At 66.6% G+C, this 20,780-nt stretch carries 24 protein-coding genes and 1 tRNA gene; 11 read left to right on the top strand and 14 right to left on the bottom strand.

Annotation, left to right across the window (positions count from 1 at the left end):
- Nucleotides 1–3: 3 nt before the first annotated feature.
- The 8 genes from LXN00_RS04490 to LXN00_RS04455 are packed head-to-tail and all read right to left on the bottom strand — an operon-like array spanning nucleotide 4 to nucleotide 8,306.
- Nucleotides 4–810 carry a metal ABC transporter permease gene (locus tag LXN00_RS04490; RefSeq protein ID WP_234505391.1) on the bottom strand — a complete coding sequence of 269 codons (807 nt, stop codon included), beginning with the start codon at nucleotides 808–810 and terminating at the stop codon, nucleotides 4–6.
- Entirely contained in the window at nucleotides 803–1,543 is a 741-nt protein-coding gene (locus LXN00_RS04485) for a metal ABC transporter ATP-binding protein (protein WP_234505389.1), read from the bottom strand. The genes LXN00_RS04490 and LXN00_RS04485 overlap by 8 nt, the downstream gene beginning before the upstream one ends.
- Before the next feature lie 39 nt (nucleotides 1,544–1,582).
- The gene (locus LXN00_RS04480) at nucleotides 1,583–2,413 is read right to left on the bottom strand and encodes an ABC transporter ATP-binding protein (RefSeq protein WP_234505388.1); all 831 of its coding nucleotides are present in this window, start codon (nucleotides 2,411–2,413) and stop codon (nucleotides 1,583–1,585) included.
- 40 nt (nucleotides 2,414–2,453) lie between these two features.
- A complete protein-coding gene (locus LXN00_RS04475) occupies nucleotides 2,454–3,650 on the bottom strand; it encodes an ABC transporter substrate-binding protein (protein ID WP_234505386.1) in 1,197 nt (398 codons plus the stop codon).
- A gap of 9 nt (nucleotides 3,651–3,659) precedes the next feature.
- Complete coding sequence (locus LXN00_RS04470) at nucleotides 3,660–4,727, bottom strand: branched-chain amino acid ABC transporter permease (protein WP_234505384.1); 1,068 nt, start codon at nucleotides 4,725–4,727, stop codon at nucleotides 3,660–3,662.
- The gene (locus LXN00_RS04465; protein ID WP_234505382.1) at nucleotides 4,724–5,617 is read right to left on the bottom strand and encodes a branched-chain amino acid ABC transporter permease; all 894 of its coding nucleotides are present in this window, start codon (nucleotides 5,615–5,617) and stop codon (nucleotides 4,724–4,726) included. Before LXN00_RS04465 ends, LXN00_RS04470 begins: the two co-directional genes overlap by 4 nt.
- Entirely contained in the window at nucleotides 5,614–7,548 is a 1,935-nt protein-coding gene (locus LXN00_RS04460) for a long-chain fatty acid--CoA ligase (RefSeq protein ID WP_234505380.1), read from the bottom strand. The genes LXN00_RS04465 and LXN00_RS04460 overlap by 4 nt, the downstream gene beginning before the upstream one ends.
- The gene (locus LXN00_RS04455; RefSeq protein ID WP_234505379.1) at nucleotides 7,545–8,306 is read right to left on the bottom strand and encodes an ABC transporter ATP-binding protein; all 762 of its coding nucleotides are present in this window, start codon (nucleotides 8,304–8,306) and stop codon (nucleotides 7,545–7,547) included. The genes LXN00_RS04460 and LXN00_RS04455 overlap by 4 nt, the downstream gene beginning before the upstream one ends.
- 161 nt (nucleotides 8,307–8,467) lie before the next feature.
- Here LXN00_RS04455 and rpmH point away from each other — a divergent pair, with 161 nt between their 5' ends.
- From rpmH to prmC, 6 genes are read left to right on the top strand one after another with little or no spacing between them, the layout of a single operon-like run.
- The gene (gene rpmH, locus LXN00_RS04450; RefSeq protein ID WP_014516087.1) at nucleotides 8,468–8,614 is read left to right on the top strand and encodes a 50S ribosomal protein L34; all 147 of its coding nucleotides are present in this window, start codon (nucleotides 8,468–8,470) and stop codon (nucleotides 8,612–8,614) included.
- Nucleotides 8,584–8,952 (top strand): ribonuclease P protein component, encoded by a 369-nt coding sequence (gene rnpA / locus LXN00_RS04445; RefSeq protein ID WP_234506136.1) that lies wholly within the window; start codon nucleotides 8,584–8,586, stop codon nucleotides 8,950–8,952. Before rpmH ends, rnpA begins: the two co-directional genes overlap by 31 nt.
- A gap of 5 nt (nucleotides 8,953–8,957) precedes the next feature.
- The gene (gene yidD / locus LXN00_RS04440) at nucleotides 8,958–9,200 is read left to right on the top strand and encodes a membrane protein insertion efficiency factor YidD (protein WP_234505377.1); all 243 of its coding nucleotides are present in this window, start codon (nucleotides 8,958–8,960) and stop codon (nucleotides 9,198–9,200) included.
- A complete protein-coding gene (locus LXN00_RS04435; protein WP_234505375.1) occupies nucleotides 9,197–10,489 on the top strand; it encodes a YidC/Oxa1 family membrane protein insertase in 1,293 nt (430 codons plus the stop codon). The genes yidD and LXN00_RS04435 overlap by 4 nt, the downstream gene beginning before the upstream one ends.
- Nucleotides 10,490–10,498: 9 nt before the next feature.
- A complete protein-coding gene (locus LXN00_RS04430) occupies nucleotides 10,499–11,086 on the top strand; it encodes a protein jag (RefSeq protein ID WP_234505373.1) in 588 nt (195 codons plus the stop codon).
- Complete coding sequence (gene prmC, locus LXN00_RS04425) at nucleotides 11,049–11,879, top strand: peptide chain release factor N(5)-glutamine methyltransferase (protein ID WP_234505371.1); 831 nt, start codon at nucleotides 11,049–11,051, stop codon at nucleotides 11,877–11,879. Before LXN00_RS04430 ends, prmC begins: the two co-directional genes overlap by 38 nt.
- Here the strand turns inward: prmC and LXN00_RS04420 are convergent.
- Nucleotides 11,811–13,196 carry a DUF3084 domain-containing protein gene (locus LXN00_RS04420; protein ID WP_234505368.1) on the bottom strand — a complete coding sequence of 462 codons (1,386 nt, stop codon included), beginning with the start codon at nucleotides 13,194–13,196 and terminating at the stop codon, nucleotides 11,811–11,813. The two genes, prmC and LXN00_RS04420, sit on opposite strands and share 69 nt — an antisense overlap.
- Nucleotides 13,197–13,925 (bottom strand): LPS export ABC transporter ATP-binding protein, encoded by a 729-nt coding sequence (gene lptB / locus LXN00_RS04415; RefSeq protein ID WP_234505366.1) that lies wholly within the window; start codon nucleotides 13,923–13,925, stop codon nucleotides 13,197–13,199.
- A gap of 54 nt (nucleotides 13,926–13,979) precedes the next feature.
- On the opposite strand from lptB, the gene gltX reads away from it, so the two are divergent.
- The 3 genes from gltX to ftsY are packed head-to-tail and all read left to right on the top strand — an operon-like array spanning nucleotide 13,980 to nucleotide 16,777.
- Complete coding sequence (gltX, locus tag LXN00_RS04410) at nucleotides 13,980–15,392, top strand: glutamate--tRNA ligase (protein WP_234505364.1); 1,413 nt, start codon at nucleotides 13,980–13,982, stop codon at nucleotides 15,390–15,392.
- 33 nt (nucleotides 15,393–15,425) lie between these two features.
- Complete coding sequence (locus tag LXN00_RS04405) at nucleotides 15,426–15,863, top strand: hypothetical protein (RefSeq protein WP_234505362.1); 438 nt, start codon at nucleotides 15,426–15,428, stop codon at nucleotides 15,861–15,863.
- A complete protein-coding gene (ftsY, locus tag LXN00_RS04400; RefSeq protein ID WP_234505359.1) occupies nucleotides 15,863–16,777 on the top strand; it encodes a signal recognition particle-docking protein FtsY in 915 nt (304 codons plus the stop codon). The genes LXN00_RS04405 and ftsY overlap by 1 nt, the downstream gene beginning before the upstream one ends.
- Nucleotides 16,778–16,783: 6 nt before the next feature.
- Here the strand turns inward: ftsY and LXN00_RS04395 are convergent, their stop codons facing one another.
- Nucleotides 16,784–16,939: a DUF5522 domain-containing protein gene (locus LXN00_RS04395; RefSeq protein ID WP_234505357.1), complete on the bottom strand. Its 156-nt coding sequence runs from the start codon at nucleotides 16,937–16,939 to the stop codon at nucleotides 16,784–16,786.
- 30 nt (nucleotides 16,940–16,969) lie between these two features.
- Between LXN00_RS04395 and LXN00_RS04390 the strand changes: the two genes are divergently transcribed.
- On the top strand, nucleotides 16,970–17,374 hold the full coding sequence (locus LXN00_RS04390; protein ID WP_234505354.1) for a disulfide bond formation protein B: 405 nt from the start codon (nucleotides 16,970–16,972) through the stop codon (nucleotides 17,372–17,374).
- Here the strand turns inward: LXN00_RS04390 and LXN00_RS04385 are convergent.
- The 3 genes from LXN00_RS04385 to LXN00_RS04375 form a co-directional block, all read right to left on the bottom strand.
- On the bottom strand, nucleotides 17,371–18,018 hold the full coding sequence (locus LXN00_RS04385; RefSeq protein ID WP_234505353.1) for a chromosome segregation protein ScpA: 648 nt from the start codon (nucleotides 18,016–18,018) through the stop codon (nucleotides 17,371–17,373). The genes LXN00_RS04390 and LXN00_RS04385 overlap by 4 nt on opposite strands.
- Entirely contained in the window at nucleotides 18,015–19,028 is a 1,014-nt protein-coding gene (trpS, locus tag LXN00_RS04380) for a tryptophan--tRNA ligase (protein ID WP_234505351.1), read from the bottom strand. The genes LXN00_RS04385 and trpS overlap by 4 nt, the downstream gene beginning before the upstream one ends.
- A gap of 45 nt (nucleotides 19,029–19,073) precedes the next feature.
- Nucleotides 19,074–19,160, bottom strand: a tRNA-Leu gene (locus LXN00_RS04375).
- 192 nt (nucleotides 19,161–19,352) lie between these two features.
- On the opposite strand from LXN00_RS04375, the gene leuC reads away from it, so the two are divergent.
- Complete coding sequence (gene leuC, locus LXN00_RS04370) at nucleotides 19,353–20,771, top strand: 3-isopropylmalate dehydratase large subunit (protein WP_234505349.1); 1,419 nt, start codon at nucleotides 19,353–19,355, stop codon at nucleotides 20,769–20,771.
- Nucleotides 20,772–20,780 lie beyond the last annotated feature (9 nt).

Here is a 20,780-nt window from a genome sequence, read left to right as displayed (position 1 = left end):
CCCCTATTTGCCGTGCGGAAATAGCGCTTTTGTGAAGGCGAGGGCAAAGAGGGCCGCCTGGGCCAGGACCACGCTGGCCCCGCTCGGCCAGTCCAGGAGGAAGGAGAGGAAAAGCCCCAGGAGGGTGGAAAGGACGGCGAAGAGAAGGGAAAGGAGGGTCATGCGGGCGAAGGTGGAGGCCAGAAGCCTGGCCGCCGCCCCGGGGATGACCAAGAAGGCCGCCACCAAAAGCGCCCCCACCACCTTCACCGCCAGGACCAGGCTCACGGCGATGAAGCCGGAAAGGAGGTAGTCGTGGAAGACCACGGGCAGGCGGTCCGCCAGGGCAAGCTCCCGGTCCAAGGTGGCGTAGGCCAGGGCCCCCCAAAGGGGCAGGAGGAAAAGCCCCAAGAGGCCGAGAAGCCCCAAGGCCCAAAGGTCCTCCCGCCCCACCGCCAAAAGGGAGCCGAAGAGGTAGCCCATGGCGTCCCCCACGTACCCTTTGGCCTTGGCCAGGAAGACCGCCCCTAGGGCCACGGAAAGGGCGAAGAAGACGCCGATGGCGGTGTCCTCGGAAAGCTCGGTGCGCTCCCTGACGAAGGTGATGGCCATGGCCACCCCGAAGGTGAAGGGGAGGGCGAACCACAAGGGCTCCCCCCGCAGGAAAAGCCCCAAGGCCACCCCGGCGAAGGCGGCGTGGGCCAGGCCGTCCCCCAGGAAGGAAAGCCGCCTTTGCACCACGAAGGGGGAAAGGAGCCCAGCGAGAAGGCTCACCAAAAGCCCCGCCAAGAGGGCTCGCTGGAAAAAGGGGTAGGCCAAGGCCTCAAGCACCGCTTCCTCCCCAATAGAGGCCGTGGGCGTGGCCCAGGTGGCCGAAGGCCTGGCGCAGGCACTCCTCGCTCAGGGCCCGTTCGGGCGGACCGAAGCCCACCACCCTGCGGTTCAGCACCAGGACGTGGCTGGCGTGGTGGGCCGCCTCCCAGTCGTGGGTGACCATGAGCACCGTGGCCCCGCTTTCCTGCTGGTAGGCCTCGAGGTAGCGGTACAGGTCCACCTCCCCCGCCCGGTCCACCCCCGTGGCGGGCTCGTCCAGGAGGAGAAGCCTGGGCCTACGGACGAAGGCCCGGGCCAGGTAGACCCGCTGGAGTTGCCCGCCGGAAAGCCTTCCCAAGGGCCTTTCCGCTAGGCCTTCCGCCCCCACCCGCTCCAGGGCGCGAAGGGCCTCCGCCCGCACGCTAGGGCTCAAGCGGAAGGGCCAGCGCCCAAGAAGCCCCGTGGCCACCAGCTCCACCGCCAAAGCGGGAAAGGTGCGGTCAAAGGCCTTGATCTGGGGCACGTAGCCAAACCAGCGGGGATCGGCCTCGGCTAGGGAGCGGCCCAGGACCCGCACCCGCCCCCGGAAGGGCACGAGGCCCAAAAGGGCCTTTAGGAGCGTGCTCTTCCCCGCCCCGTTGGGGCCCACGATGGCCACAAAGGCCCCTTCCGGCACCTTAAGGGAAACCCCCTCTAGGGCCCAGAACTCCCCCAGGCGCACGGAAAGGTCCTCCACCTCCAGGGCCCACACGCCCTTAACGATACTGAGTTTTCACTATTTGGTCAAGGGCTACATGAAGCGCTTGCGCCTCTTGTAGGCCTTCACCTCCTTGAAGCTCTTCCGCCCGCCCCCCTTGGCCACCCCCAGGTAGAACTCCTGCACGTCCGGGTTTTCCAAGAGGTAGTCCCGATCCCCCTCCAAGACGATCCGCCCCGTTTCCATGATGTAGCCGTAGTGGGCGATGGAAAGGGCCATGCGGGCGTTTTGCTCCACCACGAGGACCGTCACCCCCTCCTCGGCGTTCACCCGGGCCACGATGTCAAAGATCTCCCGCACCAAAAGGGGCGCAAGCCCCAAGGAGGGCTCGTCCAAGAGGAGAAGCCTGGGCTTCGCCAGAAGGGCGCGCCCGATGGCGATCATCTGCTGCTCGCCCCCGGAGCAGTAGCCGGCCAAGCGGTGGCGGAGATCGGCGAGGCGGGGGAAGTAGTGGTAGATGCGTTCCAGCTCCTCCTTTAGCCGTGCGCCCTTCCGGGTTAGGGTCCCCACCCTTAGGTTCTCCTCCACCGTGAGGTGCTTGAAGACCCGGCGCCCCTCCAGGACCTGGACGATGCCAAGCCGCACGATCTCCTCCGGGGGAAGGCCGTGGATGGGTTTCCCCTGGTAGAGGATCTCCCCCCGCACCACCTCCCCGTCCTCCGGGATGAGAAGGCCGGAGATGGCCCGGAGGGTGGTGGTCTTCCCCGCCCCGTTGGGGCCTAGGAGGGCGGTGATCCTGCCCTCCGGCACCTTCAGGGAAACCCCCCTTAGCACCTGGATGATGTCGTGGTAGACCACCTCAATGTTGTTGACCAGAAGGAGGATGGGGCCGAGGTCCTCTGGACGCGTGGGGTTCAGGCTCATGGCAGGAAAAGGGGCCCGGGGACATCCCGGGCCCAAAGGGCTATTTGCCGTAGTGCACCTTGCGGAAGAGGGCCGAGGTGAAGGGTTCGGTGATGGGCACGAAGCGCCCGCCCTTGACCTCGAGGATGCGCAACCCCTCCGCCCCCGTGCGCTCGCTCCTGGTGAAGTCCACTTCAATGCCCTGCTTGGTGGACACGGCAAGCCCCGGCTTGAAGGCGTTGGGCCCGTTCATGCCCACGATGGCCTGGTAGACCGTCTCGTTGGTGATGCGCTTGAAGCGCTCCTGGGCCCGCTTCATGGCCTCAATGGCGATGGCCGCCGCCAGCATCCCCGCGGTGTAGTTGTGGTTCTCCACGTAGCCCGCCGGCCGGCCGAAGCGGGCCACCAGGTCCTTTTGCAAGCGGATGCCCGGGGTGTCGTCCTGGACGGTGAAGTAGGGGCTCGCCCAGAGGAAGCCCTCCGCCGCCTCCCCCGCCAGGGCGATGAGGTCCACCCCGCCCGTGTACACCGCCCCCAGGTGGCGCATCTTGCCGGAAAGGCCAAGCCTCCGGGTGTCCTTCAGGATGTTGGCCACCGGCCCCGCCACGTTCTGGTGGACCACGAACTCCACCCCCGCCCCCTCAAAGCGCCGGAGGAGGGCGGTGTTGTCCAGGTTGCCCGCCCCCACCTCCTGCACGTCCACGATCTGGAGGCCAAGCTGCTGCGCCGCCTTCCGGGCGTCCTCCACGGGGGCCCGGCCGAAGGGGGAGGGGTGAACCACCAGGGCCACCTTGGCCCCCCGCTTCAGCTTGGCCACGTACTCCAGGAGGGCCACCACTTGCTCGGAGTAGGTGGAAACCGGGATGAAGTAGTAATCCCCGTTGGGCGGGTCAATCAGGCCCACGTGGTTGGAAGCGGGCAGGGTGGGGATCTTGAGCTCCTGGATGAGGGCTTTCATCTGGAGCATGGCCCCCGTGCTGTAGCCCAGATAGATGGGGATTTTAAAGCGGTCCACCGCCTCCTCAAAGAGGCGTTGCGTGGTGGCGTTATCGTACCGGTCGTCCCGCACCACGCAGTTCAGCACCACCCCCGGGATGGCCCGAGCCATGTGCCGGCAGTAGTCCTCTATACCCGCCCCATAGGGGGCCCCCGTCTCCGAGGTGGGGCCGGTGATGGCCCCCGACCAGAAGAGGGTCACCTGCTGTTGGCCAAAGGCCAGGCCCAACGCCGCCAAAACCGCCGCCAAACCCTTGCGCATACTTCCCTCCTAGTACTTGAACGGCCACGTGCGGAGGTAGCTCCGCACGATGCGCCACCAGTTGTAAAGCCCCCTGGGCTCAAACATGAGGAAGAGGACGATGATGAGCCCAAAGGCCAAGGGCCTCAAGGCGCTCGCCACGTCCACCCCCGCCACGCTGAAGCCCAGGGCCTTGATGAGGTTGGAAAGGGCCTCCATGTTCACGTCCAGAAGCACCAGGAAAAGGGGCCCAAGGAAGCTTCCCACCAAGGTGCCCAACCCCCCCACGATGGCCATGGCCAGGTACTTCACCGAGTGGGCGAAGACGTAGTCCTCAATGACCACCGCCCGGGAAAGGTAGGCGTAAAGCACCCCCGCCACCCCGGCGTAAAAGGCCCCTAGGGCGAAGGCAAAGAGCTTGGTGCGCCCCGGGTCCATGCCCATGGCGTCCGCCGCCCGGTCGTTGTCCCGCACGGCGATGAGGGCGCGGCCGTACTTGGTGCGCAGGAGGTTGCGGAAAAAGAGGGCGAGGAGGACGAGGGTGGCCAAGGATGCGTAGTACCAGAAGTGGAAATGGTTGCGAAACCCCGCCTCATACCCGAGGAAGCTCGCCCGGGGCATATCCATGGCCCCCCCTTGCTTCAGGAGGGGCAGGTGACCCACGGTCCACTCAAAGATCACCTGGAAGGCCAAGGTGGCCAGGGCCAGGTAAAGGTGCTTCACCCTAAGGCTTGGAATCCCCACCAAAAGGCCGAAGAAGGCGGCCACAAGCCCCCCGAGGGGGATGAGGAGCCAGAAGGGAAGCCCCTGGGGGGCGAGGAGGGCGGCGGTGTAGGCCCCCACCCCCATGAAGGCCGCCTGACCGATGTTGATGAGCCCCGCATACCCCGTGGTGATGTTGAGGCCTAGGACAGCGATGCTATAGACCAGGATCAGGTCCAGGATGAAGACCTGGGTCCGGGGAAGGAACTGGGGCAAAAGGAGGAGAAAGCCCAGGAAAAGGAGGAGGGAAAGGAGCTCCCGGTGGGTGGCGAAGATGCTTGCGTCCTGGGAATACGAGGTGCGGTAGTTTCCCGTCTGCGCCCAAGGGTTTCTCATACGCGCTCAATCTCCTCCGTGCCGAAAAGCCCGTGGGGCTTGAACCAAAGGACGAGGAGCAAGACCAGGAAGGGGAAGACGTCCCGGGTGCCCCCGCCGGGGACATAGGGGTCCAAAAAGCCCGCCGCCAGGTTCTCCAAAACGCCGATGAGGATGCCCGCCACCACCGCCCCCGGGATGGAGTCCAGCCCCCCCAGGATCACCACGGGGAAGACCCGAAGGCCGATGTGCACCAGGCTGTCCAGGTTGAGGCCGGAGAGGGTGCCCACCATCACCCCGCCCGCCGCCGCCGCCAGGCCCGCCGCCGCCCAGGCCAGGGCGAAGACCTTGGCCACAGATACCCCGAGGCTCATGGCCGCCATCTGGTCGTCGGCCACGCTCCGCATGGCCACCCCCAGGGTGGAGCGCTGGAAGAAGCAGGTGAAAAGGAGCAAGAAGGCCAGGGTGAGGAAAAGGGCGAGGAGCTGGGCGTAGGAGACCTGGGCCCCCAGAACCCGCACCCCGCCTTCGGGGAGGAAGGGGGGGTAGCCGTAGCTCCCCGCCCCGTAGGGGGTGAGGTGCAAAAGCCCATCCAGGAAGAAGGCCAGGCCAATGGTGGCCATGATGACGGAGATGATGGGTTGCCCCACCAAACGCTTCAGGAAAAGCCTTTCCAGGAGGTAGCCCACCAAGGCCGTGAACCCTAGCGCCAGGGCAAAGGCCAAGGCCACGGGGAGCTTCAGGCCCACCAGGAAGAAGTGGGCGGCAAAGGCCCCGATGGCGATGAGTTCCCCTTGGGCGAAGTTCACCACCCGGCTCGCCTTGTAGATGAGCACAAACCCCAGGGCCACGAGGGCGTAGATGAGGCCTAGGACCACGCCCGAGATGAAAAGCTCCAACACGAAGCTCACGCCGCCACCACCCCCTCGAGGTCCAACACGGGCACCCGGGCCTGCACCCGCTGGACGGTGCCGTCCTGGTACCGGTACTCCGCCTCCACCTCCACCGCCTTGGCCCCCGAGTACAAGGCCTCCACCAAGGGGGCGTACTTCTTGGCGATGAGGCCCCGGCGCACCTTGCCCGTGCGGGTGAGCTCCTCGTCGTCGGCGTCCAAAAGCTTGTAGAGGAGCACGAAGCGGCGGATCCTTAGCTCCTCAGGCAGTTCCGCATTCACCCGCTCCACCTCCTTGCGGATAAGCTCCGCCACCTCCGGCTTCAGGGAGAGGTCCAGGTAGGTGGTGTAGGCGAGCCCCCGGTCCTCCGCCCACTTGCCCACCGTCTGGGGGTCCACGTTGATAAAGGCCGCCAGGAAGGGCTTGCGGTCGCCAAACACCACCGCCTCCTTGATGTAGGGGGAGAACTTCAACTTGTTCTCCACGAACTGGGGACTGAAGACCGTGCCCCTTGCCGTGCGCATCACGTCCGAAAGCCGGTCAATCACCACCAGGTGGCCCTCCTCCGTGAGGTAGCCGGCATCCCCGGTGTGGAGCCAGCCGTCCCGGAAGGTTTCCGCCGTGGCCTCGGGCCTTTCCCAGTAGCCGGCGCACACCGCATCCGAGCGCAAGAGGATCTCCCCCTCCTCGCTAATCCGCACCTCCGTGCCGGGAATGGGGAGGCCCACGGTATCGTGGCGCACATCCCCGTCCCGGTGGACGAAGGCGATGCCGATGATCTCCGTCTGGCCGTAGATCTGCTTGAGGTTTACGCCGATGGCGTGGAAGAACCGGAACACATCGGGCCCCAGGGCCGCTCCTCCCGTGTAGGCGCGCCGGAGGCGCAGGAAGCCCAGTTGGTCCCGCAGAGGCCGGAAAAGCACCCGGTCGGCAAAGGCGTAAGCAAGGCGCAGGGGAAGGGGCATAGGCCTCCCCCGCATGCGGTACTCCGCCGCCCGGTAGCCCAGGCGGAGGAGTTTCTCATACACAAAGCGGTTTAGGGCAGGGCTTTCGGAAATGCGCACCCAGATGCTGCTCTGGATCCCCTCCCAAACCCTTGGGGGGCTGAACATCACGTGGGGGCCGATCTCCTTAAGGTCCTGCAAGGCGGTTTCCACCGCCTCGGGGAAGTTGACGGCAAACCCTCCGGTAAGGGCCATGGCCACAGACATCATCTGCTCCCCGATCCAGGCAAGGGGCAGAAAGGAAAGGTAGTCGTCCGTGGGCCAAAGGGGGTCCACCTCCTGCAGGGCCACCCCCATGTGGATCAGGTTCCGGTGGCGGAGCATAGCCGCCTTGGGGCGGCCCGTGGTGCCGGAGGTGGAGGAGAGGTGGCAGACCTCCTCGGGGCTTGCGGAAAGGAGAAGCTTCTCCACCGCCTCAGGGTGGCGCTTGCGGTGCTCCCGCCCCCGCTCCAAAAGCTCCGCAAAGGAGAGGAGCCAAGGGTCCCGGTAGCCCCGCATCCCCTTGGGGTCCTCGTAGATGACGTGGCGCACGTGGGGGATCTCGTTCCGGATCTCGTAGAGCTTGTCCACCTGCTCCTGGTCCTCGGCGAGGACCACGCTGGCCCCCGTGTAGCTGAGCATGTAGGCGATCTCCGCGGGCAGGGAGCTTTGGTATACCCCCACGCTAATCCCCCGCACCGCCTGGGTGCCGAGCTCGGCGTAGAGCCACTCGGGGATGTTGTCGGCGATGATGGCAAGGCGCTCCCCCGGGGAAAACCCCATGGCCAAAAGCCCGTGGCCGAAGAGGAGGACCTTCTCATAGTACTCGGCGTAGGTGACCTCGTTCCAGATGCCGTAGTCCTTCTCCCGGAGGGCCACCCGGTCCCCCTCTTCCAGGGCGCGAAACCTCAGGAGCTGGGGCAGGGTGTAGCGCTTCATCTCGTGGGAGGGCCGGATCGCCTTCACGCCTCCACCCCCAGGTAGGCCTCCTGCACCCTGGGGTTTTGGGCCACCTCCGCCGGGGCCCCTTGGGCGATGACCTGGCCGAAGTCCAGCACGTAGACCCGGTCGGAGATGTCCATGACCACCCCGAGGTCGTGCTCAATGAGGATCACCGTGGTGCCTTGGGCCCGGATCTCCAGGATGAAGCGCACCATGTCCTCCTTTTCCTCCAGGGTCATCCCCGCCATGGGCTCGTCCAGGAGGAGGAGCTTGGGGGAAAGGGCCAAAGCCCGGGCCACCTCCACCCGCTTCCGCACCCCATAGGGGAGGTTGCCCACCAAGGCCTTGCGGTAGGGCTCCAGTTCCATAAAGTCAATGACCTCCTCCACCCACCTCCGGTTCCTCACCTCCTCCGCCAGGGCCCGGCCGTAAAAGAACCCCGCCTGGAGGAGGCCGTAGCGGAGGTGGGTGTGCCGGGCCAGCATGAGGTTTTCCAGGACGGTGAGGCCCGAGAAGAGCTCAATGTTCTGGAAAGCCCGGGCGATGCCCTTGCGGGTGATTTCGTGGGGGGACGCCCGGGTGATGTCCTGGCCCTCAAAGAGGATGCGCCCTCGCTGGGGGTGGTAGAAGCCGGAGATGACGTTCAAAAGGCTCGTCTTCCCCGCCCCGTTGGGTCCGATGATGGAGACGAGCTCCCCCTTCTCCACCTCTAGGGAAACGGCGGAGAGGGCGGCCACGCCGCCAAAGGTTAGGGTGACGCTCTCCACGAGTAGCTGGGCCACGGGTTCCTCCCTAACGACCGTTTGCCGGGAAGTATAAGGGAGAGGGCTCGGGAATGTCAACGTTATACCGCTTGGGTGTAAAAAACCGTTAGACTGGGTACAGGGCTTTCTGTGCTACACTCTTTAGGGTATCGGGGCACTGGCCCCAGGGAGGGAAATGGATGAAAAGGACCTGGCAGCCCAACCGGAGGAAGCGGGCCAAGACCCACGGCTTCCGGGCCCGCATGAAGACCCCAGGCGGCAGGAAGGTGCTGAAGCGCAGGCGGCAGAAGGGCCGCTGGCGCCTCACGCCCAAGGTGAACGCCTAAAGAACCCGCCCCCCGCCCCGGGGGGCAAGCTCGTTTCCCTCAAAGGGGACCGGGCCTTCCAAAGGCTCCGCAAGGGCAGGGCCGGGCGGGGGCGGTACGTGAGCGTGAAGTGGCTCCCCGCCCCCGAGCTCCGGGTGGGCATCGTGGTGTCCAAGAAGGTGGGAAAGGCGGTGGTGCGCAACAAGGTGAAAAGGCGCCTACGGGAGATCCTCCGCCGCCTCCACCTGCCCAAGGCCCACCTCCTGGTGGTGGCGAGCCCCGAGGCCCGGGAGGCCAGCTACGCCGAGCTCTTCCAGGACCTGGCGCGCGCCCTGAAGAAGAGCGGGCTGATACAATAGGCGGCGTGCGCAGGCTCCTCGTACTCCTGGTCAAGGCGTACCGCCGCTACCTCTCTCCCCTTAAGCCCAAGACCTGCCGGTTCCACCCCACCTGTTCCGCCTACGCCCTCGAGGCCCTGGAGCGGCACGGGGCCCTTTGGGGTAGCTACTTGGCGGCGCGGCGGATCCTAAGGTGCCACCCCCTGCACCCCGGGGGGCTAGACCCCGTGCCCCTTGTCTTCCCCCCCAGGAAGGAGGGGGCCCGATGAGAAAACTCCTCGCCCTTTTCCTCCTCCTCTCCCCCGTGTGGGCCCTGGAGGCCGCCTTCAAGGACGTGGACGTGAACGGGGACGGCACCCCCGAGAAAGTGGCCGTGACCAACCTCATGGACCTGGCCTTTGACCAAAAGGGCCAGATCGTGGGCTGGTACGTGAAGACCTACAAGGGCACGGCCATCGGCGACTACACCCGGGCCCCCAACCTGGCGGACGGGGCCCCCGTGGTGGCCCCTGAGGGCTTCACCCCGAAAAAGGCGGAGTTTTTGGTGGAGGATGGCCGCCTCCTCGCCCGCTTCCAAGGCCCCGAAGGCACCCTCACCTACCGCTTGGCCAAGGGGCAGTACACCCTCGAGGCGGAAGCGGACTTCCCCCTCACCCTAAGGCTCAAGGCCCAAGGCCAGCCCAAGGTCCTCCCGGAAGGGACCAAGGAGCCCACCCCAAGCGGGGAAGGCCTCCTCCGCTACCTGGCCTGGCAGACCCGCCCCAAGGCGGGCTACGCCCTGGTGGCCTTCGCCGAGGGTCCCCTAACCGGCAAGCTGGTGGGCAAGGAAGGGGAGGTGCGGCTAGAGCCCGGGAAGGCCCTCAAGCTCTACGGCGGCCAGAACGAGCTGGTGCGCTACCACGTGGAGGGGCTCCTTTCCCTCCCTGGGCTCTTTAGCCCCAACATCTGGGGCCAGCTCTCCTTAGGCCTCCTTTGGCTCATGGAAACGGCCTTCCGCTACACGGGAAGCTGGGGCCTCGCCATCCTCTTCCTCACCCTGGTGGTGCGCCTCCTTCTTTGGCCCTTAATGCACCAGCAATTCAAGAGCATGGCGGAGATCCAGCGCCTCCAGCCCCTCATCCAGAAGATCAACGAGAAGTACAAGGACGACCCCAACAAGCGGGCGGAGGCCACCATGAAGCTCTACCAGGAGCACAAGGTAAACCCCGCCGCCGGCTGCCTGCCCCTTTTCATCCAGATGCCCATCCTCTTCATCCTCTGGAAGGTCATCGCCAACTACGAGTTCGGCCAGGGCCTCCTCTGGATCCCCGACCTGGCCCTGCCCGACCCCTTCTACGTCCTCCCCGCCCTCTACGTGGCCACCACCTTCCTCTCCACCTGGCTTTCCGCCCACGGCAACAAGGACCTGATCCGCCAAAGCCTCTTCATGAACCTGATCTTCATCTTCCTGGTCCTCCAGTTCCCTTCGGGGGTCACCCTCTACTGGGTGCTCTCCAACCTCATCGGCCTCGTACAGCAGTGGCTCATCAACCGGAGCCTCAAGCCGGTGGCGGCGTAAACTTGAGGCATGGACGAGAAGAAAAAGAGCATTGACGACCTCCTCTCCGACCTGGGCGTCCTGGAGGAGGCCCCGGTGGAGGTGGAGCTTAAGGAAACGGGCAAGGAACCCCGCCCCCAAGGGCCCAAGGAGGTGTTGGAAACCTTCCTGGTGGGCCTCCTCCTCCGCCTGGACCCGGCGCACTACGTGGAGATCCGCCAAGAGGGCAACCTCCTCAAGGCGGAGGTCAAGGGCGGGGACCTGGGCCGTTTCATCGGCAAGGAGGGGCGCACCCTGAAGGCGGTGGAGTACCTGGCGGGCGTGGTCTTGGCCAAGCACTTCGGGAGAGCGTACCGGGTGGTCCTGGACGCCGCCGGCTACCGCAAGCGGCAGGAGGAGAAGATCCGCCGCATCGCCGAGGAGGCCGCCCTCACCGTGGCCATGACCGGGGAGCCCCTGCACCTCCCCCCCATGCGCCCCTCGGAGCGGCGCATCGTCCACATGCTCCTCAAGAACCACCCCCAGGTGACCACGGAAAGCCAAGGGGAGGGCGAGGAGCGGCACGTGGTGGTCTATCCCCGTGATCAAGCTCCTCCGAGCGCTCCAGGCGCGGCTTAGGGAAGCGGGCTTACCCGAGGGGGAGGCCTGGGACCTCCTGGCCCTGGCCGCGGGGCTTCCCCGGAAGGAGCTCCTCCTCAGGCTCCCGGAGCCCCCACCCCCGGGGGCCGAGGAGAGGGCTTGGGCCCTTCTGGAAAAGCGGCTTTCCCGCTACCCCCTGCAGTACCTCTTGGGGGAAGTGGAGTTCTTCGGCCTGCCCCTAAGGGTGGAGGAGGGCGTCCTCATCCCCCGGCCCGAAACGGAGGGCCTGGTGGCCCTGGCCCTCGCCCTTCCCCTTCCTCCCAAACCCAAAGTCCTGGACGTGGGCACGGGCACCGGGGCCATCGCCCTCGCCCTCAAGCGCCACCTCCCCGAGGCGGAGGTCCACGCCACGGAGGTGGACGAAAAGGCCCTCCGCCTGGCGCAGGAAAACGCCAAGCGGCTTGGCCTCTTGGTCCACTTCCTCCAGGCCCCCCTCACGGGCGGGCTTAGGGGACTGGACCTCCTCGTGGCCAACCCCCCCTACCTGCCGGAGCGCTACCGGGAGGAAGCCCCGCCTGAACTCCGCTACGAAAACCCCCTGGCCCTCTACGCCGGGGAAGAGGGGCTCGCCGTGGCCTGGCCCTTGGCCCTGGAGGCGGAAAGGGCCCTAAGGCCCGGTGGCTTTCTCCTTTTGGAACTGGCCCCGGAAAACGTCCACCGCCTGGCGGAAGCCCTGCGGGAAAGGGGCTGGGAAGCGGAGGTGCTACGGGACCTTGCGGGTCGGGACCGGTACCTCCGGGCCCGGCGGCCCCCCGAGGAGGCGGAAGGCTAGGAGGGGCCTTTCCGTGGTCCAAAGCTCCCTCTCCGCCACCACCCCCACCCGCACCACCCCTTGCCGCCCCTTCAGGAGGGCGAGGCCCCGGGCGAGCTCCTCCGGGGCGGGGAAGGTGGCGTATTCCGGGGGAAACCCCGCCTCCAAAAGGCGCTTCCTCGCCTCTTCTCCCAGGCGCTCTAGGACCTCTTGGTTTCGGGCCTGGGTGGAAAGGCGGAAGGTGGCGCTCGCCAGAACCTCCCCCTCGGCGAAGGCCCGCCTCTCCGGGTAGAAGCGCACCCGCACGAGCAGCCGGCCCTCCTGGTACCCCGCCCCCTCGAGGACCGCAAGCCCCGGGCCCACGGCCTCCCCCAGAAGCTCCGCCCCCTTAAAGCCCTGGAGAAGCGCCCGCCTCTCCGCCACCCTTTCCAACACCGCCCGGCCCTCCTCCGCCCCCAGGCGCACCTCCCCCAGGTAAAGCCCCTGGCTTAGCCGCACCAGGCTCTGGGCGAGTTGCCCCTTTTCCCTTTGCAGGACCTCCGCCTGGGTCAAAAGGCCAAGAAGGCGCTCCTCGGCTTGGCGGAGCTCCCGCCGGGTGCGCTCCAGGGTGGCCCTAAGCCCCTCCGCCTCTTGGGCCAGGCGGGCCCGCTCTTCCCTCGCCGCTTCCAGACGGGCCTGGGCTTTGGCGAGCTCCTCCTGGAGGCGGCGCCGCTCGGCCTCCAGGCCTTTCGCCGCCTCCTGCAGGGCTTTTAGGCGGGCCTCGAGGCCCTGGAGCTCCCGGCTCCTTTCCCCGAGCTCCTTGTTCTTCAGGGCGAGGAGGGCCAAGAGTTCTTCCCTTTCCGCCTTAAGCCGCTCCGTCTCCCCAAGGAGGGCCTGGCGCTCCTCACCGAGGGCCCTGACCTGGCGGGAGAGGGCCTCGGCCTCGGCCTCGAGGCGGCGCCTCACGGCCTCCGCGCCCGCCAAAGCCTCCGAAAGCTCCCGCCTCTCCCCCCTGAGGGCGTTGAGCTCGGCTAAGGCCCGGGCCGCCTCCGCCTCCATGGCGGACTTGGCCTGGAGAAGCGCATCCCGTTCGGCCCTCAGCGCATCCCGCTCCCTGCGGATGGCCGTGGCCTCCAGGATCACCTCCCGGGCCTCCCGGAAGACCAGGAGGAAGGCGAGGTAGCTAAAAAGGGCAATCCCCACCCCCGTGAAGACGGCGATGAGGGTGGCGGTCTGCCGGGGACGCAGGCCAAAGAGGCGGTAGTGGCGCTTTCCCGCCCACTTGGCCACCCTGTCCCCCAGGTAGGCCACCAAGGCGGCGAGGCAAAGGATGAGGAGGAGAAGCGCCCAGAAGGTCATCTAGAGCTCGTAGTCCTCGCCCAGGTAGTGCCGCCTTACCCCTTGGTCCTGGGCGAAGGTATCCGGGTCCCCGTGGAAGAGGACCTGGCCGTCGTACATGAGGTAGACCCGGTCCGTGATGGCCAGGGTTTCCCGCACCGCATGGTCGGTGATGAAAACCCCCACCCCCCGCCTTTCCCGGAGCTCGGCGATCACCTTCTGGATCTCCCGCACGTTCTTGGGGTCCACCCCGGTAAAGGGCTCGTCCAGAAGGATAAAATCCGGGTCCGTGCAGAGGGCCCGGGCGATCTCCAGCCGCCTCCTCTCCCCCCCGGAAAGGGCGTAGGCCAGGCGGTCTTTTAGGTGGTAGATGGCGAGCTCTTCCAAAAGGGCCTTGGCCTTCTCTAGGCGTTCCCCTTTGGAAAGGGGCTGGAACTCCAGGATGGCGAGGAGGTTTTCCAACACGGTCATCCGCCGGAAGGCGCTGGGCTCCTGGGGCAGGTAGCCGAGGCCGAGCCGGGCCCTTTTGTACATGGGTAGGCGGCTCACCTCTTGCCCCTTCAGGTAGATGCGCCCCGCCGTGGGCCGGATGAACCCCACCACCATGTAAAAGGTGGTGGTCTTCCCCGCCCCGTTGGGGCCAAAGAGGGCCACGATCTCCCCCCGCCTGAGGTGGAGGTCCACGCCCTTGACCACCTCCTTGGGGCCGTAGCGTTTGCGCAAACCCTGGGCCAGAAGCTCCCCATCCATTACCCCCAAGCCTAAGGCCCGGCCTTTAAGCGCGGATGAGATAATGGGCGAGGTATGGTGGTGACCCGCATCGCTCCGAGCCCCACGGGGGACCCCCACGTGGGCACGGCCTACATCGCCCTCTTCAACTACGCCTGGGCCCGCAAAAACGGGGGGCGTTTCCTGGTGCGCATTGAGGACACGGACCGCGCCCGCTATGTGCCGGGCGCGGAGGAAAGGATCCTGGCCGCCCTGAAGTGGCTCGGTATCACCTACGACGAGGGTCCGGACATCGGTGGCCCCCACGGGCCCTACCGCCAGTCGGAAAGGCTTCCCCTCTACCGGCAGTACGCCGAGGAGCTCCTAAGGCGCGGCTTTGCCTACCGGGCCTTTGAAACCCCCGAGGAGCTTGAAAGGATCCGCAAGGAAAAAGGAGGCTACGACGGCCGGGCCCGGAACATTCCCCCGGAAGAGGCGGAGGAGCGGGCCCGGCGGGGCGAACCCCACGTGATCCGGCTCAAGGTCCCCCGCCCCGGGACCACGGAGGTCAAGGACGAGCTCCGGGGGGTGGTGGTCTACGACAACCAGGAGATCCCCGACGTGGTCCTCCTGAAGTCCGACGGCTACCCCACCTACCACCTGGCCAACGTGGTGGACGACCACCTCATGGGGGTCACGGACGTGATCCGGGCGGAGGAGTGGCTCGTCTCCACCCCCATCCACGTCCTCCTCTACCGGGCCTTTGGCTGGGAGGTGCCCAAGTTCTACCACATGCCCCTCCTGCGCAACCCCGACAAGACCAAGATCAGCAAGCGGAAAAGCCACACCTCCTTGGAGTGGTACAAAGGGGAAGGCTTCCTGCCCGAGGCCCTGAGGAACTACCTCTGCCTCATGGGCTTCTCCATGCCGGATGGGCGGGAGATCTTCACCCTGGAGGAGTTCATAGAGGCCTTCAGCTGGGAGCGGGTATCCCTGGGGGGGCCGGTCTTTGACCTGGAAAAGCTCAGGTGGATGAACGGGAAGTACATCCGGGAGGTCCTCCCCCTGGAAGCGGTGGCCGAGCGGGTGAAGCCCTTTTTGAGGGAGGCGGGGCTTTCCTGGCCCGACGAGGCCTACCTGCAAAGGGCCGTAGCCCTCATGCGCCCCCGGTTTGACACCCTGAAGGAGTTCCCCGAGAAGGCCCGCTACCTCTTCACCGAGGACTACCCCTTTGCGGAAAAAGCCCTCGCCAAGCTAAAGGAGGGCCTTCCCCTTCTTGAAGAGCTTTTCCCCGCCCTGAAGGCCCAGGAGGACTGGAGCGAAACCGCCCTGGAAAACCTCCTCAGGGGGTTCGCCGAGGCAAGGGGCCTAAAGCTCGGCCAGGTGGCCCAACCCCTCCGGGCCGCCGTCACGGGAAGCCTGGAAACCCCGGGGCTTTTTGAGATCCTCGCCCTTCTGGGCAAGGAGCGGGTCCTCAGGCGGCTGGAGCGGGCGCTGGCCCATTCGTGAAAAGCGGCGCGAGAGGGGCTATACTGGACAAGGATGAAGCGGGTTTTCGTCCTCCTCGCCCTCCTCGGTCTAGCCCACGCCCAAAGCGCCATCCAGATGCGCTTTGGCCACGGGGAAACCCTGGGCCTCACCTTCGGGGCCGGGGTGGAAAGCCGCCTAAGGCAGAACCTGACGGGCCGCCTCACGGCCGAGCTCGCCCCCGCCGCCCCGGGGGTAGCCCTGGAGGCTGCCCTCCTCTTCAAGCCCGACCTGGGCCAGTACGACCCAAGCCTTAGGGGCCTCCTCCCCTACTTCGGCGGGGGCTTGGGCGCCCTCGTGGGGCCAAGCCTCACGGCGGGGGTAAGCTTTACCCTGGGCCTCGAGGGCCTTCTGGACCCCTCCACCGGCCTCTTCGCCGAGGGAAGCTACGTCTACGGCTTCGCCGATTTCCCCAAGGTGTGGCGCTTCGCCCTGGGGGTGAACTTCCGCTAATGGGTTTCTTTGACCGCCTCAAGGCCGGGCTGGCCAAGACCCGGGAAACCCTCCTCAAGGCCGTCCCTTGGGGCGGCAACCCCGAGGAGGTCCTGGAGGAGTTGGAAATGGCCCTCCTCGCCGCCGACGTGGGGGTGGCGGCCACGGAGGAGCTTTTGGCGGAGCTAAAGGCCTCCGGGAGAAAGGACCTGAAGGAAGCGGTGAAGGAAAAGCTCGTCCAGATGCTGGAGCCGGACGAGCGCCGGGCGACCTTGCGCAAGCTGGGCTTCCGCCCGCAAAGCTTAAAACCGGTGGAGCCCCGGGGGCACGTGGTGATGGTGGTGGGGGTGAACGGGGTGGGCAAGACCACCACCATCGCCAAGCTGGGCCGCTACTACCAGGCCTTGGGCAAGAAGGTGATGTTCTGCGCCGGGGACACCTTCCGCGCCGCCGGGGCCACGCAGCTCGCCGAGTGGGGCAAGCGCCTGGGTATCCCCGTGATCCAAGGGCCCGAAGGGGCGGACCCCGCCGCCCTGGCCTTTGACGCCGCCAAGGCCCGCCAGGCCCGGGGCTTTGACCTCCTCTTTGTGGACACCGCCGGCCGCCTGCACACCAAGCACAACCTGATGGAGGAGCTCAAGAAGGTGAAGCGGGCCATCGCCAAGGCCGAGCCCGGGGAGCCCGGGGAGGTCTGGCTGGTGCTGGATGCGGTCACGGGGCAAAACGGCCTGGAGCAGGCCAAGCGCTTCCACGAGGCGGTGGGCCTCACGGGGGTCATCGTCACCAAGCTGGACGGCACCGCCAAGGGTGGGGTCTTGGTGCCCATCGTGCGCACCCTGAGGGTGCCCATCCGGTTCATCGGGGTGGGGGAAGGCCCGGAGGACCTCCAGCCCTTTGACGCCGAGGCCTTCGTGGAGGCCCTCCTCGAGGCCTAACCGGGCCTAGCCCTCCTCTTCCTTAGGCCGCCAGGGGCAGTGGCGGCACCCCGAGCCGCAGCAGTAGCCCCGCTTGCGGTGGTAGGCCTCCGTGAAAACCACCCGGTCCCCCTCCCAGTAGAAGTCCTCCCCCTCCCGCAAAGCCTTTTCCTCGTCCTTCACAAACCCCAGTTTAAGGGTATGCTTTACCCGATGAAGCGCGGCCCTCTCCTCCTCGGTTTCGCCTGGGTGGTGGCCCTGGTGGCCACCTTGGGTAGCCTCTACTACTCCGAGGTGCGGCTTTTCCTCCCCTGCGAGCTCTGCTGGTACCAGCGGATCTTCATGTACCCGCAGGCGGTGCTCTTGGGGCTCGCCCTCTGGCGGCAGGACCTTGGGGTGTGGCCCTATAGCCTCGCCCTCTCCCTCATCGGGGGAAGCATCAGCACCTTGCACCTCCTAGAGCAAAGGTTCCCCAACCTCTTCACCCTCGCCTGCAAGCCCCCCGTGCCCTGCTCGGTGGAGTACATCCCCCAGTTCCCCATCCCCTTGCAAGCCCTCCTCGCCTTCCTCCTCATCGCCCTGAGCATGGGGCTTTTGGCCCGGGAGGCTAGGCGCTAGGCTAAGCGCCGCTCCAGGGCCTCCTCCACCTCCACGTAAAGGGGGGCAAAGGGGGCCTCTTGGTATAGCCGCACCCGCCCCAGACGGCAGGCCTCCAGGAGGGCGGCAAAGCCCACCGCCTTTTCCGCCCAAGAGGGAAAGGGCAGGCGGTGGAAGGCCACCCGCCCCCTCAGGTAGGGCACCAGCCTGGCCCAGGCCTCCTCGAGGCCAAAGGCCTCCCGGGGCAGGTGGAGCACCGCCTTCCGGAAGGGGCGGGCCGCCTCGGCCAGGACCCTTGGGGGCAGCCGAAGGGAGGGCCTAGGCACGGGTGGGGGCGCCGCAGGGTAAAGCCTGGCCCGCCTGGCCAAGCGCCCTTCCAAAAAGGCCACGGCCTCGGAAAGGTCCAAAAGGACCCGCACCAAGGGGGCCTCCTCCCCTTCCTCCTTGGGCACCAGGGCCTTTTCCGGGGCCAGCTTGAGCACGAGGAGCTCGGCCAAGAGGGGGAGAAGCTCCGCCCTCGCCTTAAGCTCCTCGGGCACCTGGGCAAGGGCCTGCTCCACCACCCAAAGGACGGGGAGGTCCTTCGGGGAAAGCCGGCCCCGCCGGAGGGCCTCCCTAAGCTCCCAGGGAGACCCGGAAAAGCCCGGAAACTCCAAGCGGATCACGCCAGGACCGGCCGCTTCCTGGGCAGGAGGAGGCCCACCTTCTCCCGCACCTCTTCCATGGTGGCCGCCGCCACCGCCCTCGCCCGCTTCGCCCCTTCCAAAAGGGCGTCCATCACGTAGTCGGGGTCCCGCTTGAGGGCTTCGGCCCGCTCCCGGATGGGCCTTAAGGTCTTCATCATCTCCTCAAAGAGGATGCGCTTCACCACGTACGTGCCCACCCCCGCCTTGCGGTACTCCTCCTTAAGCGCCTCCACCAGCTCCTTGGGGGCGAAATAGGAAAGGTAGGTGAAGACGATGGTCCGCTCAGGGTCCCCGGGGTCGGAAAGCCGGATCCGCTGGGGGTCGTCGGGCAGGTGCTGGATCTTCTGCCAGATGCTCTCCTCGGGCTCCAAAAGGCCGATGGTGTTCCCCAGGGACTTGCTCATCTTGGCCTTGCCGTCAATGCCCGGCACCCTAGGGGCCTCCGGGTTGAGAAGGGCCTCGGGCTCGGGAAAGGTTTCCCCGAAGAGGTGGTTGAAGCGGCGGGCGATCTCCCGGGTGAGCTCAATGTGTTGCACCTGGTCCTCCCCCACGGGCACGGTATCCGCCTTGTAGATGAGGATGTCCGCCGCCTGCAGGACGGGGTACATGAGGAGGCCAGACCAGATGGTCTCCTGCTTGCTGGCCTTGTCCTTGAACTGGGTCATGCGGGTCAGGTCCCCCAAGGGGGTTAGGGTGGTGAAGACCCAGGAAAGCTCCGTGTGCTCGGGCACGTGGGACTGGACGAAGAGGGTGACCTTTTCCGGATTGAGCCCAGCGGCGATGTTGACGAGCGCCGCCTCAAAGGTGCGGCGGGCCAGGGTTGAGGGGTCGTAGGCCAAGGGGTTGGTGAGGGCGTGGTAGTCCACGATGCAGAAAAAAGCCTCCCTGCCCAGCTTCTCCCCCAGGGCCACCCACTGCTTGATGGCCCCCAGGTAGTTCCCGATGTGGATCTCCCCCGAGGGCTGGATGCCGGAGAGCACCCGTCGCATGGCCTAAGTGTAGCAAAAGGCGATGGCCCCCTTGCGGGGGCCTTCTGGTGCCGGGGGCGGGACTTGAACCCGCACGCCCTTGCGGGCACATGACCCTGAATCATGCGCGTCTACCAATTCCGCCACCCCGGCAGACGCAAAAGTCATTCTAGGGGGGTTTAGGCCTCGCGTCAAGCTTGACCCAGGCGCAGGAAGGCCTTAGGCTATAGGGCAATGCGGCGGGGCATCCTGCTAGACCTAGGCCGGGCGGGCCCGGTCTAGGGAGGCCTTTCCGCTTTCCCCCGGGCCCAAACCCCGGGGGATTTTCGCATAGGGAGGGAGAGCATGGGGAAGACGCTTTACGAGAAGGTTTGGGAGGCCCACGAGGTGCGGAAGCTCAGAAACGGGCAAAGCCAGCTTTTCATAGACCTGCACCTCCTCCACGAGGTCACGAGTCCCCAGGCCTTCGGGATGCTCAAGGACCTGGGCCTCAAGGTGCGCTACCCCCACCGCACCTTCGCCACCGTGGACCACATCGTCCCCACCCACGACCGCACCGAGCCCTTCCAAGACCCCCTGGCCCAGAGCATGCTGGACGCCCTTAGGCAGAACACCCAGGAGCACGGCATCACCTTCTTTGACCTGGGGAGCGGCAACCAAGGCATCGTCCACGTCATTGGGCCCCAGCTCGGCCTCACCCAGCCTGGGATGACCATCGCCTGCGGCGACTCCCACACCTCCACCCACGGGGCCTTTGGGGCCGTGGCCTTCGGCATCGGTACGAGCCAGGTGCGGGACGTCCTCGCCACCCAGACCATCGCCGCCCAGAAGCTCAAGGTGCGGCGGATCAACGTGGAGGGGAGGCTCGCCCCTGGAGTCTACGCCAAGGACGTGATCCTCCACATCATCCGCCACCTGGGGGTGAAAGGTGGCCTCGGCTACGCTTATGAATACGGGGGGAGCACGGTGGAGGCCATGGACATGGAAAGCCGCATGACGCTTTGCAACATGTCCATTGAGGGCGGGGCCCGCATCGGCTACGTGAACCCCGACGAGACCACCTTCCGCTACCTCGAGGGCCGCCCCTACGCCCCCAAGGGGGCCGAGTGGGAGGAGGCCAAAAGGCGGTGGCTTTCCTTCCGCTCCGACCCCGACGCTCCTTACGACGACGTGGTCACCTTCCGCGCCGAGGAGATCGCTCCCACGGTAACCTGGGGCATCAACCCCGGCCAGGCCATCCCCATTGACGGCCGCATCCCCTTCCTGGAGGAGCTTCCCGAGGAGGAAAGGCCCGTGGCCGAGGAGGCCCTGGCCTACATGGGCTTTAGGCCGGGGCAGCCCATCAAGGGGGTGCCCATCCAGGTGGCCTTCATCGGAAGCTGCACCAACGCCCGGCTTTCCGACCTCCGGGAGGTGGCCCGCTACCTCAAGGGGCACAAGGTCAAGAAGGGAGTGCGGGCCCTGGTGGTGCCGGGCTCGGAGTGGGTGGCGAAGCGGGCCGAGGAGGAGGGCATCGCCGAGGTCTTCCGCGAGGCGGGGTTTGAGTGGCGCAACCCAGGCTGCTCCATGTGCCTGGCCATGAACCCGGACCGCCTCGAGGGGGATGAGCTCGCCGCCTCCAGCTCCAACCGCAACTACAAGGGGCGCATGGGAAGTCCCAGGGGGCGCACCGTGCTCATGAGCCCCCTGATGGTGGCGGCGGCAGCGGTGGCGGGAGAGATCGCCGATGCCCGGGAGGTCTTCGGCGTGGTGGGCGCGCGCTAAGGGAGGGAA

Origin of the sequence: Thermus brockianus (assembly GCF_021462505.1) — a bacterium.
GTDB lineage: Bacteria > Deinococcota > Deinococci > Deinococcales > Thermaceae > Thermus > Thermus hydrothermalis.
The sequence above is the reverse complement of the archived record's forward strand: the minus strand, read 5'-3'. Positions and strand labels throughout refer to the sequence as shown.